The 14,317-nt window shown below is 70.9% G+C and carries 12 protein-coding genes; 9 read left to right on the top strand and 3 right to left on the bottom strand.

Annotation, left to right across the window (positions count from 1 at the left end):
• The first annotated feature begins 31 nt into the window (after positions 1 to 31).
• From atpA to ABEA33_RS08285, 5 genes are all read left to right on the top strand, one after another.
• Positions 32 to 1,675, top strand: coding sequence for a F0F1 ATP synthase subunit alpha (atpA, locus tag ABEA33_RS08265; protein WP_345526264.1), 1,644 nt, complete (start codon positions 32 to 34; stop codon positions 1,673 to 1,675).
• A gap of 3 nt (positions 1,676 to 1,678) precedes the next feature.
• Complete coding sequence (locus tag ABEA33_RS08270; RefSeq protein ID WP_345526265.1) at positions 1,679 to 2,590, top strand: F0F1 ATP synthase subunit gamma; 912 nt, start codon at positions 1,679 to 1,681, stop codon at positions 2,588 to 2,590.
• Positions 2,591 to 2,595: 5 nt separating this feature from the next.
• Positions 2,596 to 4,050 carry a F0F1 ATP synthase subunit beta gene (atpD, locus tag ABEA33_RS08275; RefSeq protein ID WP_345526266.1) on the top strand — a complete coding sequence of 485 codons (1,455 nt, stop codon included), beginning with the start codon at positions 2,596 to 2,598 and terminating at the stop codon, positions 4,048 to 4,050.
• The gene (locus tag ABEA33_RS08280) at positions 4,050 to 4,448 is read left to right on the top strand and encodes a F0F1 ATP synthase subunit epsilon (RefSeq protein ID WP_345526267.1); all 399 of its coding nucleotides are present in this window, start codon (positions 4,050 to 4,052) and stop codon (positions 4,446 to 4,448) included. Before atpD ends, ABEA33_RS08280 begins: the two co-directional genes overlap by 1 nt.
• A 75-nt stretch (positions 4,449 to 4,523) precedes the next feature.
• Entirely contained in the window at positions 4,524 to 4,976 is a 453-nt protein-coding gene (locus ABEA33_RS08285) for a DUF2550 domain-containing protein (RefSeq protein WP_345526268.1), read from the top strand.
• Positions 4,977 to 5,105: 129 nt separating this feature from the next.
• On the opposite strand, the gene ABEA33_RS08290 is transcribed toward ABEA33_RS08285, so the two are convergent.
• Entirely contained in the window at positions 5,106 to 6,542 is a 1,437-nt protein-coding gene (locus tag ABEA33_RS08290; protein ID WP_345526269.1) for an FAD-binding oxidoreductase, read from the bottom strand.
• Positions 6,543 to 6,659: 117 nt separating this feature from the next.
• On the opposite strand from ABEA33_RS08290, the gene ABEA33_RS08295 reads away from it, so the two are divergent.
• Complete coding sequence (locus tag ABEA33_RS08295) at positions 6,660 to 10,016, top strand: ATP-binding protein (protein ID WP_345526270.1); 3,357 nt, start codon at positions 6,660 to 6,662, stop codon at positions 10,014 to 10,016.
• Between the two features lie 75 nt (positions 10,017 to 10,091).
• Entirely contained in the window at positions 10,092 to 11,279 is a 1,188-nt protein-coding gene (locus ABEA33_RS08300; protein WP_345526271.1) for an MFS transporter, read from the top strand.
• Here ABEA33_RS08300 and ABEA33_RS08305 read toward each other — a convergent pair whose 3' ends face one another.
• Positions 11,280 to 11,582 carry a helix-turn-helix domain-containing protein gene (locus tag ABEA33_RS08305; RefSeq protein ID WP_345526272.1) on the bottom strand — a complete coding sequence of 101 codons (303 nt, stop codon included), beginning with the start codon at positions 11,580 to 11,582 and terminating at the stop codon, positions 11,280 to 11,282.
• A 79-nt stretch (positions 11,583 to 11,661) separates the two neighbouring features.
• On the opposite strand from ABEA33_RS08305, the gene ABEA33_RS08310 reads away from it, so the two are divergent.
• Entirely contained in the window at positions 11,662 to 13,239 is a 1,578-nt protein-coding gene (locus ABEA33_RS08310; RefSeq protein WP_345526273.1) for a GmrSD restriction endonuclease domain-containing protein, read from the top strand.
• Positions 13,240 to 13,257: 18 nt separating this feature from the next.
• Here ABEA33_RS08310 and ABEA33_RS08315 read toward each other — a convergent pair whose 3' ends face one another.
• A complete protein-coding gene (locus tag ABEA33_RS08315) occupies positions 13,258 to 13,833 on the bottom strand; it encodes a cob(I)yrinic acid a,c-diamide adenosyltransferase (RefSeq protein WP_345526274.1) in 576 nt (191 codons plus the stop codon).
• A gap of 148 nt (positions 13,834 to 13,981) precedes the next feature.
• Between ABEA33_RS08315 and ABEA33_RS08320 the strand changes: the two genes are divergently transcribed.
• The gene (locus tag ABEA33_RS08320; RefSeq protein ID WP_345526275.1) at positions 13,982 to 14,293 is read left to right on the top strand and encodes an STAS domain-containing protein; all 312 of its coding nucleotides are present in this window, start codon (positions 13,982 to 13,984) and stop codon (positions 14,291 to 14,293) included.
• The last annotated feature ends 24 nt before the right edge of the window (positions 14,294 to 14,317 follow it).

Consider the following 14,317-nt stretch of genomic DNA (forward strand, 5'->3'; position numbering starts at 1 on the left):
CTTCAGAAGACACAAGAGAGTAGGGACAACGATGACGGAGCTTTCGATCCGTCCGGAGGAGATCCGCGACGCGCTCCAGAAGTACGTCGCGGACTACCAGCCCGAGGCGGCCAGCAAGGAAGAGGTCGGCACGGTTGCGCAGGCCGGCGACGGGATCGCGCGCGTCAGCGGGCTGCCCTCGGCGATGGCCAACGAGCTGCTGGAGTTCGAGGACGGCACCCTGGGCATCGCGCTCAACCTCGACACCCGCGAGATCGGCGTCGTCATCCTCGGTGACTTCGACAAGATCGAGGAGGGCCAGACGGTCCGCCGCACCGGCGAGATCCTCTCGGTGCCTGTCGGGGACAACTTCCTCGGCCGCGTCGTCGACCCGCTCGGCAAGCCGATCGACGGTCTCGGTGAGATCGCCTCGGACACCCGCCGCGCGCTCGAGCTGCAGGCGCCGACCGTGATGCAGCGCAAATCGGTCCACGAGCCGCTCGCCACCGGCATCAAGGCGATCGACGCGATGACCCCGATCGGCCGTGGCCAGCGCCAGCTGATCATCGGCGACCGCGCGACCGGCAAGACCACGATCGCGATCGACACGATCATCAACCAGAAGCAGAACTGGGAGTCGGGCGACCCGACCAAGCAGGTCCGCTGCATCTACGTCGCGATCGGTCAGAAGGGCTCGACCATCGCCTCGGTGCGCGGCGCCCTCGAGGAGGCCGGCGCGCTCGAGTACACCACCATCGTCGCCTCGCCGGCCTCGGACAGCGCGGGCTTCAAGTACCTCGCCCCCTACACCGGCTCGGCCATCGGCCAGCACTGGATGTACGACGGCAAGCACGTCCTGATCGTGTTCGACGACCTGAGCAAGCAGGCCGAGGCCTACCGCGCCGTGTCGCTGCTGCTGCGCCGCCCGCCGGGCCGTGAGGCCTACCCGGGTGACGTCTTCTACCTGCACAGCCGCCTGCTCGAGCGTTGCGCCAAGCTCTCGGACGACCTCGGCGCCGGCTCGATGACGGGTCTGCCGATCATCGAGACCAAGGCCAACGACGTGTCGGCGTTCATCCCGACCAACGTCATCTCGATCACCGACGGCCAGATCTTCCTGCAGTCGGACCTGTTCGCCGCCAACCAGCGGCCCGCGATCGACGTCGGCATCTCGGTCTCGCGAGTCGGTGGCTCCGCGATGACCAAGGCGATGAAGGCCGTGACGGGTTCGCTCAAGGTCGACCTGGCGCAGTTCCGCGCGATGGAGGCGTTCGCGATGTTCGCGTCCGACCTCGACGCCGCCTCGCGTCAGCAGCTCGACCGTGGTCAGCGACTGATGGCGCTGCTCAAGCAGCCGGCGTACTCGCCGTACCCCATCGAGGAGATGACCGTCTCGCTGTGGATCGGCACCACGGGTCGTCTCGACCGGGTCCCGGCCGACGACGTCCTGCGCTTCGAGCGTGAGTTCCTCGACTTCCTGCGTCGCTCGCACGACGGCATCCTCTCGGCCATCCGCGAGTCGCTGAAGTTCGAGGACGACACCGAGTCGTCGCTGAGTGACGCCTACGACTCCTTCCTGGAGCAGTTCGAGACCTCGGAGGGTGGCTCGATCAAGGTGGGCAACGAGGCGAAGGCGGAGGCGCTCCTCGACGAGGACGTCGAGCAGGAGCAGATCGTCAAGCAGAAGCGGGGCTGACCCATGGCTCTATCGGTGCGTGAGTACCGGGCGCGGATCAAGTCGACGGAGTCGATGAAGAAGATCACCCGCGCGATGGAGCTCATCGCCGCGTCCCGGATCATCAAGGCGCAGCAGCGGGCCCAGGCGGCCGCTCCCTACGCCCGCGAGCTGACCCGGGCGGTCTCGGCGGTGGCGACCTTCGCCAACGTCGACCACCCGTTGACGCGGGAGCCGGAGAACCCGAAGCGGGCCGCGGTCCTGATCGTCACCAGCGACCGCGGGCTGGCCGGCGCCTACTCCTCGAGCGTGCTCAAGGAGGCGGAGCGGCTCGTCGAGAAGCTCCGGGGCGAGGGCAAGGAGATCGACACCTACATCGCGGGCCGCAAGGGCGAGGCGTACTACAAGTTCCGTGGTCGTCCCGTCACGCGGTCGTGGACCGGGTTCTCCGACCAGCCGTCGTACGAGGTCGCCCACGAGATCGGTGCCGCCCTGATCGACGCCTTCCTCGAGGAGGACGGCGAGCACGCGGTCGACGAGGTGCACGTCGTCTTCACGCGGTTCCGCTCGATGCTGGTCCAGGAGCCGACCGACGTACGGCTGCTGCCGCTCGAGGTGGTCGAGGGGGAGTCGAAGCCCGACTCCGCCGAGGCCCTGCCGCTCTACGAGTTCGAGCCGTCGCCGGAGGCCGTCCTGGACGCGCTGCTTCCGCAGTACGTGCAGAGCCGGATCTTCTTCGCGCTGCTCCAGTCCGCTGCGTCCGAGCTGGCCGCGCGCCAGAAGGCGATGAAGGCGGCGACGGACAACGCGGACGAGCTCATCAAGAAGTACACGCGGGTCGCCAACCAGGCGCGCCAGGCCGGTATTACCCAGGAAATCAGCGAGATCGTCGGTGGCGTCAACGCGCTCGCCGACGCCCAAGCCGGGAGTGAGTGAACAACATGACTGCAACGATCGAAGAGACCCAGGAGACCGGCTCCGCTGGCATCGGTCGGATCGCGCGCGTGATCGGGCCGGTCGTCGACGTCGAGTTCCCCGTGGACTCGATGCCCGCGATCTACAACAAGCTCGAGTGCGAGCTCGAGCTGAGCGGCGAGAAGAAGGTGCTCTCGCTCGAGGTCTCGCTGCACATCGGTGACGGCATGGTCCGCGCCGTCTCCCTGCAGCCGACCGACGGCCTGGTCCGCGGCGCCCAGGTGACCGACACCGGCGGGCCGATCACGGTCCCCGTCGGCGACGTCACCCTCGGCAAGGTGTTCAACACCCTCGGCGAGTGCCTCAACCTCGAAGAGGGCGAGACGTTCGACGTGAAGGAGCGTTGGGGCATCCACCGCAAGGCGCCCGCCTTCGACCAGCTGGAGTCCAAGACCCAGATGTTCGAGACCGGCATCAAGGTCATCGACCTGCTCGCGCCGTACGTGCAGGGCGGCAAGATCGGCCTGTTCGGTGGTGCCGGCGTCGGCAAGACCGTGCTCATCCAGGAGATGATCGCGCGAGTCGCCAAGGACCACGGTGGGGTGTCGGTGTTCGCCGGCGTCGGCGAGCGTACCCGTGAGGGCAACGACCTGATCGTCGAGATGGAGGAGGCCGGCGTCATCGGCCAGACCGCCCTCGTCTTCGGCCAGATGGACGAGCCGCCGGGCACTCGCCTGCGGGTCGCGCTGTCCGCCTTGACGATGGCGGAGTACTTCCGCGACGTGCAGAGCCAGGACGTGCTGCTCTTCATCGACAACATCTTCCGGTTCACCCAGGCCGGCTCCGAGGTCTCCACCCTGCTCGGCCGGATGCCGTCCGCGGTGGGCTACCAGCCCAACCTCGCCGACGAGATGGGCACGCTGCAGGAGCGGATCACCTCGACGCGTGGTCACTCGATCACCTCGATGCAGGCGATCTACGTGCCGGCCGACGACTACACCGACCCGGCCCCGGCGGCGACGTTCGCGCACCTCGACGCGACCACTGAGCTGTCCCGCGACATCGCGTCGCAGGGCATCTACCCGGCCGTGGACCCGCTGACGTCGACCTCGCGGATCCTGGACCCGCAGTACATCGGGCAGGCGCACTACGACTGCGCGATCCGGGTCAAGCAGATCCTGCAGCGCAACAAGGAGCTCCAGGACATCATCGCGATCCTCGGTGTCGACGAGCTCTCCGAAGAGGACAAGATCATCGTGTCCCGCGCTCGTCGGATCCAGCGGTTCCTGTCGCAGAACACCTACGTGGCCAAGCAGTTCACCGGCATCGAGGGCTCGACGGTCTCGATCGGCGACACCATCGAGGCGTTCAACAAGATCGCCGACGGTGAGTACGACCACGTGGCCGAGCAGGCCTTCTTCATGTGCGGCGGGCTGGACGACGTCGACAAGAAGTGGGCCGAGATCCAGAAGAGTCTCTGATGGCAGCCGAGGCCGCCCACGACCTGCACGTCGAGCTCGTCGCCGCCGACCGGACCGTCTGGTCCGGTGAGGCGTCGATGGTGATCGCGCGCACGGTCGAGGGCGATGTCGGTGTCCTGCGAGGGCACGCACCGCTGCTCTCGCTGCTGACCGACGCCGCGGTCGAGATCAGCACCCCCGACGGCGTTGTCCACGCCGTCGTCGAGGGCGGCTTCCTCTCGGTGGCCAACGACCGGGTCTCGATCCTGTCGCAGCAGGCCCTGCTCGCCGAGGAGATCAAGATCGACGAGGCCAAGGCGGAGCTCGAAGCCGCCGAGGGCCTGCACTCCGGCGACGAGCGGGAGATGCGGATTCGTCGCGCCTCCGCCCGGATCCGGGCCGCCGAGAAGGCCTCCTGACCCTCTCTCGTTGCGTGACCGGGGTGCCGCTAGTGTGAGGCATCCCAGGGGTGACGGAGCGGATGGAGGGCATGGATGCCGGTGTGGCAGTGGCTGCTTGATGCCGCTGGTGTGCTGCTCGTCCTCGTCCTGTTCTACGGCCTCGGACTCATCGTCCGTCGTCGCCTGCTCTCCCGTCACGGCGGGACCTTCGAGCTCAGCTACCGCGTCCGGCACGAACGTGCCGGGCGCGGTTGGCTTCTCGGCCTCGGCCGCTACTCCGGTGAGTCGCTGGAGTGGTTCCGCTACTTCTCGCTCTGGCCCGGACCCAAGCGGGTGCTGCAGCGCTCCGAGGTCACCTTCCTCGACAGCCGCGCCCCCGAGGGGCCCGAGCAGATGTCGCTCTACCCCGAGCACGTGGTGCTCTCGTGCTCGACGCCGACCGGCCCGATCGAGCTGGCCATGTCGCCCGCCTCGCTGATGGGCTTCCAGTCCTGGCTCGAGTCCGGCCCACCCGGCACTGACTGGACCCGCGGGCCTCGGAAGTAGAACGCCGAGTCGGCGCAAAGTGACCCTGGCTGGGGTCACTTTGCGCCGACTGGCGGGTCATTTTGCGCCGAGTCGGCGCTGTCTCACCGGGGGGAGAGGGTGAGACGGCGCCGACTCGGCTGTCTGGGGTCAGCCGGTGGGCTTGCCGTCCTCGAACAGCCGCGGCACCGGGTGGTTGGCGGCGAAGATGCCGTGGGGGTCGACGGCGCTGCGGATGCCGGTGAGCTGGGTCCACACGTCCGGGCCGTACGCCGCACGGGTGTCGACGGGGTTCTCGGCGAAGTTGAGGTACTCCCGACCGCTCGCGAACGGCGCCAGTGCCTCGGTGAACCGGACGGCGTCGGCGTGGGCCTGGGCGCCGATCTCCGCAGTGGCGGCGATACCACCCGCGAAGGTCACGAACTCGGCGTCGAGGCGCGACAGCACGCCACCGCCCGCTTGGGAGCGTCCCAGCGCGCCCCCGAGCTGGCGCAGCTCGGCCATCAGCAGCGTCGTCTGCGCGTCCGGTCCCGCTTCGGCGAGGAACGCGTCGACCGCGGCGTCGGGGAAGGACGCGAGCATGGCGGAGTCGGAGGCGAACGGCGCCCCGCCCTCCGGGTCCATGTGCAGGCGGACCAGGGACTTGGCGGGCACCCGGGCGAAGGTGTCCATGAAGGGTCGCAGCGCGCGCAGGCCGGCGATCAGCTCCGCGCCCCGCTCGTCGGAGCCGACGACGGCGCCGTCGATCACGACCAGCTCCTGCCCACGCAGGAACTCGGGGAGGTCGGGCATGTCGGGCAGCCGCATCGCGCGGAACGCCGTGGTGATCTCGTCGGGCGCGGTCGGTGCCCAGGCGGTCCACTCGCGCAGCACCGGCTCGATGTCGGCGAGGCTCCACATCAGCATGCCGGCGTACGCCGTGGGGATGTCGTACATCTTGAACTCGAGCGCCGTCACGACACCGAAGCTGCCGCCGCCACCGCGCACCGCCCAGAACAGCTCGGTGTTGGTGTGGTCGTCGGCGCGCACCAGCTCGCCGTCGGCGAGGACGATCTCGACCGCGGTGATGCTGTTGGTGGCGAGACCGTGCTGGCGGGCGTACCACCCGATGCCGCCGCCGAGGCTGTAGCCGGCGATCCCGACGTCGGGGGAGGAGCCGTGCAGGACGGCCCGGCCGTGCGCTGCCGCGGCGTCGACCGCAGGCTCCCAGATCGCGCCGCCCTCGACCCGGACGATGCCGCGGATCGGGTCGGCGATGGCGGTGTTCATCTCCGAGGTGCGCACGATGACGACGTCGTCGAGTCCCTGGGCGGCGAGCGGGCCGGCGCTGTGGCCGGTGCTCTGGGGCGCGACCCGGAGGCCGGCCTCGGCAGCGACCCGGACGACGGTGGCGACCTCGGCCGCGGACCGCGGTACGGCGACGGCGGCGGGCCGCTGGTCGATGGCGACGTTCCACGGCAGTCGCGCGGCGTCGTACCCGGGGTCGCCGGGCAGGTGGACCCGGCCGCCGAGCAGGCCGCGCAGGGCGTGTGCGGCAGGGGCGGTGCTGGCGGAGCTGCGCTGGGTGGCGTTGAGGTCGATGGTCATGGTGGTGACTCCTGTGTGGGTTCTTCGATCGGTGGGACGACCATGCCGCCGGTGACTTGGAGTCGACTTTGAGCCGACTGGGAGCGCCGGTGTCCCGCGCCGCTCTACGCTGCCGCCGTGGAGGTGTCGGTGCTCGGTCCGGTCGAGGTGTCGCTGGCCGGCGCCCCGGTGGATCTCGGTACGCCGAAGCAGCGTGCCCTGGTCGCCGCGCTCGCGCTCTCACGCGGCTGGCCGGTCTCGGTCGACGGGATCGTGGACCTGCTCTGGGAGGACCACGCTCCCCCCGGCGTGACGGCGACCCTCCAGGCCTACGTCTCCCAGCTGCGGCGGGTGATGGAGCCGGACCGCGCGCGCCGCGCCCCGGCGACGGTGCTGGTCACGGTGGCGCCCGGGTACGCCCTGCGGGTGCCCGACGAATCCGTCGACGCGTACCGCTTCGAGCAGGCCGTGACCGGCGTACGCCGGAGTCTCCAGCCACTGCCGCCGTGGGGTCCGTCCCCACTCCCGGCCGCGGAGCTGCGCGACCTGGCCGCCGTGCTCGACCAGGCACTCGGCTGGTGGCGGGGCGTGCCCTACAGCGAGCTGGGCGACGCCGACCCGGCGGTCGCCGAGCGCGCTCGGCTCGAGGAGTTGCGCTTGGTCGCCCGTGAGGACCGGGCGGTCCTCGAGCTCGCGCTCGGCCGGCACGCGAGCGTGAGTGCCGAGCTGGAGGCGATGACGGCTGCGCATCCTCTCCGCGAGCGCCTCTGGGCGCTGTGGGCGGTGGCGCTGACCCGGAGCGGGCGACAGGCGGACGCGCTCGACGTGCTGGCCCGGGTCCGCACCATCCTGGACGAGGAGCTCGGGCTCGAGCCGTCCGCCGAGCTGCGCGAGCTGCAGACCGCCGTGCTCCGGCAGGACCCGGACCTCGAGTGGGTCGCGCCCGCCGAGGACCCAGCGCCACCGAGGCCGGCGGCCGTCGTCACTCCGGAGCCCGCTCAGACCCCGGTCCCGGAGGAGCAGGTCGCGCCCTGGCCGATGATCGGCCGGGGCGAAGACCTGGCCGCACTCGTGGCGCTGGTGGACCGGGCGCGGACCGGAGCCCCGTCGTACGCCGCGCTGACCGGCGACCCGGGCATCGGGAAGTCTCGCTTGGCCGCCGAGCTGGTCGCCGAGGCCCGGCGCCGCGGGATGCGCGCCCTGATCGGTCGCTGCTCCCAGGACGACGGTGCCCCACCGCTGTGGCCGTGGAAGTCGGTGCTCGACGGGATCGGCATGAGCGTCCTCGCCGAAGGCCAGGTCGGGGACGGGGCCGAGCCGGCGGACGACGGTGCCCAGTTCCGGGCCTGGGAGCGGATCGTCAGCGGCATCCGGGCGGCCGCTCAGGAGGAGCCGCTGCTGGTGGTCCTGGACGACCTGCACTGGGCCGACACCTCCACCCTCCGGGTGCTGCGGCTGCTGGTGGACTCCGTCGACCTTGCCCGGCTGCTCGTCGTCGGGACCTGGCGGCTGCACCCCGAGCCGACCGGGTCGCTCGCCGACGTCGCCGAGAGTCTCGCTCGCATGCACGCGCTGCGCATCGAGCTGGCCGGGCTGCCGCCGTCGGAGGCGGCCGCGGTGTTCGAGGCGGTGACCAGGCGCGAGCTGACGGGGGAGCACGCCGCCGAGCTGCACACCCGCACCGACGGCAACCCGTTCTTCCTGATCGAGTTCGCACGGCTGGCGGGGGAGCGCTCCACGCCCGGGCTGGCTGACGACGGCGTCCCGACCGCCGTCGCCGACGTCCTCAACCGGCGGCTGCTTCGCCTCCCCGAGCCGACGGTCCGCGCGCTGCGCGTCGCGGCGGTGCTCGGCCGCGACTTCGACACGCCCACCCTGGCGACCGCCACCGGCATCGACGAGGACGACCTGCTCGACGTCGTCGAGCCCGCGCAGGCCGCGGGACTGGTCCGCGAGGACGGCATCGACCACTTCTACTTCGCCCACGCGCTGGTCCGCGACACCCTGCAGGCGGGGATGAGCATCAGCCGCCGGGCCCGCGCCCACGCCCGCGCGGCCGAGGCCCTCGACGGCGTACCCGGCCGCGAGACCGAGGTTGCCCGGCACTGGCGCGAGGCCGGACCGTCGTACGCCGACCGCGCCTGGCGCGCCGCCGTCGGCGCGGCCACGCTGGCCCGCCGCTACTACGCCTACGACCAGGCGGCCGAGCTGCTCGGCAGCGCCCTGGCCTCCCTCGAGGCGGACCCGGCCGCGGGCCCCGCCGAGCGGTACGCCGTGCTGATGGCGCTGATCGAGGAGTACCGCTGGGCCGCCAACCTCCCCGCACTGGTCGGCGCGGTCGAGGAGGCGATCGCCGTCGGCAAGCTGATGCGCGACCCGGAGGCGGTCGCGCGCGCGGCGATCTCCACGACACAGGGCGTGCTGTGGCGCTCCGGCCCTCCTGGCGCGGCCAACGAGACCGTGGTCGACGCGCTCCGCGGCAGTCTGGATCGGTTGCCCGCGACCGACAGCGAGCTGCGCTGCCGCTCGATGCTTGCGCTGGCCAACGAGAGCCAGGACGTCGCGTCGTACGACGAGCGGCGCGCGCTGTGCGACGAAGGGCTGGCGATGGCCCGGCGGCTCGACGACCCGCACCTGCTGCTGGACGCCTGCCAGACCGTCTTCGTCGCGCTGTGGCTGCCCCAGACCGCGGCCGAACGACTCGAGCTCGTCACCGAGTCACTCGAGCTCGCGCGGGCGACGGGACGCGAGCGCAGCTTCGTGGTCTCGGCCTGCCTGCGCGCCGCGGTGCTCAGCGAGCTCGGCCGGCCGGCGGAGATGTTCGCCGCCGTCGACATCGCGCGAGCCGAGGCGGAGCGGTTGCGGATCGTCTTCGGCGAGACGGTCCTGAACGGCATCGTCGTGCCCTGGCACGCGATGGCCGGCCGGTTCGAGGAGTGCGACCGGCTGGTCGAGCACACCCGGCAGCTGGCCGAGCGGATCTCGCACAGCAACGCCGACGAGTCCGTGCTGAGCTCGCTGCTGGCGATGCGGGTGTGGCAGGGACGCTCGATCGAGATGGTCCCGGTCCTGGAGCAGTTCGCGCAGACGCCGTTCCCGTTCGCCGCGAGTGTCGCTGTCTACCTGTGGCGAGCGGGGGAGCACGACCGGGCGCGCGCCTACCACGCCGAGCACGGCGCCCCGCTGGGCCACGTCAACGACATCGCTGTGCTGTCCTGGTGCCACGGCGCCGAGCTCGCGCTCTACCTCGGTGAGCGGGACCTGGCCGCAGGTGCCTACGCCCTGCTCGCGCCGTACGCCGGGATGAGCTGCTGCGCGGGGTCCGACCTGGCTCTCGGGCCGATCGATGCCTATCTCGCGCTCGCCGCGGCGGCAGTGGGCGAGCGGGACCTGGCATCGAGGCACGCGGACGCGGCGCTCGCGCTGGCCGACGATTGGGGCATCCCGGTGTTCGCCGAATGGCTGCGAGACACCCGTCGGGCCCACGACTTCTGACCGGTTCCTGTCCACGCTCTGGACCGGTCAAGAAGGCATTTTGGAGATGGCTCGCCGATCCGGAATTCTGGTCCGGTGCCGTCCCTCATCCAGACCCGCAACGCGGTCGCCTTCAGCTTCGCGCTGAACGGGTTCTGCTTCGCCACGATGGTCTCGCGGCTGCCCGACATCCGCAGTGGCCTGGAGCTCGACAACGGCTCGCTCGGCCTGCTGCTGCTGGCGATCTCGGTCGGCTCGGTGATCGCGCTCCCGCTCAGCGGCCGGCTCATCGACCGGATCGGCGCCACCTCGGTGACTCGGTTGGGCGCCATCCTGGTCGCCTCGGGACTGCTCGTCGCCATGACCGGGGTCGTGACCGACCTGGTGGTGCTGACCGTCATCGGGTTCTTCGTCGACGGCATCGGCATCGCGGTCTGGGACGTCTCGATGAACGTCGAGGCCGCTGAGGTCGAGCGCCGCTTCGGGCGCACGATGATGCCGCGCTTCCACGCGGGCTGGAGCATCGGCTCGTTCGCCGGAGCCGCGATCGGCATCCCGATGGCGGCGCTGCACGCGCCGCTGGTGCTGCACGTGCCGGGCTTCGCGATCCTGGCCGCCCTCCTCGCCTGGCGCTCGTCGGCGTCGTACCTGCCGCCCACCGTCACCCACGAGGACCGGCAGGCGGTCGCGTGCTCCCCGTGGCGCGAGCCCCGCACGCTCGCCATCGGCGTGATGGTGCTCGCCTTCGCGCTGTCCGAGGGTGCCGCCAACGACTGGCTCTCACTCGCGCTCATCGACGGGTACGACGTCCGCCACTGGGTCGGCGTCACCGGCTTCACGGTCTTCGTGACCGCCATGTTCGTCGGCCGCCTGACCGGTCCGGTCGTGCTGGACCGCTACGGCCGGGCGCCGGTGCTGTGGGGCTCCGCCGTCGCGGCGTTCGTCGGCATCCTGCTCGTGGTCTTCGGCGGCAACGTCGTGCTGGTCGGCCTCGGCATCGTCGTGTGGGGCCTCGGGGCATCGCTCGGCTTCCCGGTGGGGATGAGCGCGGCCGCCGACGACCCGCTGCGCGCGGCCCGCCGGGTCAGTGTGGTCTCGACGATCGGCTACACCGCGTTCCTGGCCGGGCCTCCGCTGCTCGGGCTGCTGGCCGACCACATCGGCACCCTCGAGACCCTGCTGGTGATCGCCGGCCTGATGGTCCCGGCGGCACTGACGGTCTTCGCCGCGCGCCCGGTCCGTCCTGCGGTGGCCGAGGACGCGCTGGGTCGCGCCGACCGCTGATCAGGTGCCGGGCGGCGTGACCGGGCGGCTCGGGTCGACCAGGTAGGCGACCTCGACGCCCAACACCTCGGCGAGGATGAAGATCGTGTCGAGCCGAGCATTGCCCGGACCGGGGCGCCCGGTGGTGGCATCGCGGGCGTTGTTGCGGCTGTGCTCGATGTTCTGCACTTGGTTGCGGCTGATGCCGGTCCGGCTCGCCAGCTCGTCCTGGCTGAGGCCCCGAGCCTCGCGGGCGGCTCGCACCTTGAGTCCGAGCATCTGGGCTGCTCGCTCGTAGTCGCGGGCGACCCTCCTTTCCGTCACACGATCACCCTGTCGGCGTCGCACGCTAGAGTCCGCCCAACGAATTGGGCTATAGGGGGCGACGGATCGATGGCGTGGAATGGGTGTCCAGAGTGCGGTGCTGCGAAACCGGATCCGCGGCGTGATCGCCGTCACGGACGGCGGCTCGTGGAGGGCTGAGATGGGCTTCCTGACCCGCCAGCGAGAGCTGGGTGAGCTGATGGCGTTGACGGCGAGCGGCGCGATCCAGCTGCCGGACTTCCAGCGCGACTACCTCTGGAGCGACGAGCGGGTCCGCCAGCTGCTGGTCACGGTCGCCCAGGGCCATCCGCTCGGTGCGGTGCTGCTCCTCGACACCGGCACTCTGCACCTCCGGCTCCGGGCCGTGCCGCTGGAGGGGACGGATCCGGCTCGGGGCACCCGGCCGGAGCTGCTGCTGCTCGACGGCCAGCACCGGCTGACGGCACTCACCCAGGCGCTGACCGGATCGGGCGTGGTCGGCACCGAGGACGCCGGCAGTCGTCGCTACCTCCTGCATGTCCCGACCGCGCTCGCCCGGCCCGACGATCTGTACGACGCCGTCCGATCGGTGCCCGCCTCGGAGCCCGACCTCGAGCTGGAGCACGGGTGCTTCCCGCTCGGCTCGATCTTCAGCGACGACGCCACGCGCTGGCTGACGGCGTACGGCGCCGAACACGAAGAGGAGGTGCGGTCGTTCCTCAGCGGCGTCGTCTCACCGATGAGGTCCTACGGTGTCCCGACCATCGAGCTGGACGAGCGGACCACCATGGCTGCCGTCGCGACCGTCTTCGAGAGGATCAACCAGAGCAGCGTGAGCCTCACGGTCTTCGAGCTGCTGACGGCCAGGTTCGCGGGGGACCGTTCGTACGCCGAGTGGACCGGGGCGCAGTTCCGGCTCCGCGACGACTGGGACGCGATCCGAGGGCAGCTCGACGACCACCCGGTGCTCGATCGGTTCGGCGGTGACGACTTCGTGCAGGCCGTCGCCCTCGTTGCCACGCACACCGGACCGATGGCGACGACCGCGCGCAAGGAGGACGTCCTCGACCTGTCGCTGGCCGAATATCTCCTGTGGGCGCCCCGGGTGCGTGACGCGCTCCTGTGGGCGGCCACCTTCCTCGACGAGCAGCACCTCCACGTCGCCGGCGACCTCCCCTACCCCCGACAGGTGGTGCCGCTGGCGGCCATCCGGGCTGTGCTCGGCGACGCCGCCGACGTCTACGCCACCCGAGCCAGGGTGCGGCAGTGGTTCTGGTGCGGTGTCCTCGGGGAGCTGTACGACGGCGCGATCGAGGCCCGGTTCGCACGCGACCTCGACGAGGTCCCGGGCTGGGCGATGGGGGACACGTCGACCACGCCGGACACGGTGGCGGCCGCGTCCTTCCGGGAGTCGCGGCTGCACCCGAGGCGCACCCACTCGGCGGCGTACAAGGGCTCGTTCGCGCTGTTGATGGGGCTGGACGCGATGGAGTGGGTCTTCGACGAGTCCTTCGACAAGGCGCACTACCTCCAGCTCAAGATCGCCGCCCACGAGGCCGACCCGGCGTTGCTCGGGATGGGTGAGGGCGACGAGTTCTTCGTGGCCCGCCGTGCCGCGCTCCGCGCGCTGGTCGAGGAGGCGATGGGCAAGCCGGTCGCCCCGGTCGAGGAGGCCTGACGCGGCGCGTCCCGAGAGTCAGCCCCGCTCGCCGCCCGGCACCCACAGCACGTCGCCGTTCTCACGGTTGGCGTGCCGGGCCAGGATGAAGAGCAGGTCCGACAGTCGGTTCAGGTACTTCACGGCCAGCAGGTTCATGGTCTCGCCGTGGATCTCGTACGCCGCCCAGGCCGACCGCTCCGACCGTCGTACGACGGTGCGGGCCACGTGCAGCAGCGCCGCGCCCTCGGTGCCGCCGTTGAGGATGAACGAGCGGAGCGTGGGCAGCTCCGCGTTGTACTCGTCGCACCACGCCTCGAGGCGGTCGACGTACTCCTGCTCGATGCGCAGCGGCGGGTACTCCGGCTCTGCCACCACCGGGGTGCAGAAGTCGGCGCCGACGTCGAAGAGGTCGTTCTGCACCCGGGTCAGCAAGGCGACGACATCGGCCTCGAGCCCACCCTGCGCGAGCGCGAGCCCGAGGTGGGCGTTCGCCTCGTCGACGTCGGCGTACGCCGCCAGCCGCGGGTCGGTCTTCGTGGTGAGGCTCATGTCCCCGAGGCGGGTCTCGCCGGCGTCGCCGGTGCGGGTGTAGATCCGGGTGAGGTTGACCATGGGCCCAGGGTAGTGGCTGGCACCGGACGCGACACGGCGGAAAAGTTCGGGATGAGAGGCAACCTTCCGGGTGTTGTACGCGTCATAGTGAGTGACAGGCCAAGGACGGCTGATCGGGACGCGGGGTTCCGAGAAACGGGGCAGAACGATGGAGATCTTCACCGACGGTCCGACCATCCATCTCAGCGGTGACTTCGACGTGCGCAGCACGATGGAGGTCCGCAACGCGATCTACGAGCACCTGCTCGGCCACGACGAGGACGTCGTCATCGACCTCACCGACGTGACCACCATCGACAAGACCGCGCTCAAGGTGCTCGCGGTCGCCACCCGACAGGCCTCGCGCACGGGGCGTCGCCTCACGTTGCGCGGCTGTGGCCCGTCCGTGCGTCGGATGCTGCACCTCACCCACCTGATCCGGCTGGTCGAGGTCGAACGCCTTCCTGCGGCTGTCGGATAAGCCACACGCCAGAGCGGTTACCAA

Origin of the sequence: Nocardioides endophyticus (assembly GCF_039543845.1) — a bacterium.
Lineage (GTDB): Bacteria > Actinomycetota > Actinomycetes > Propionibacteriales > Nocardioidaceae > Nocardioides > Nocardioides endophyticus.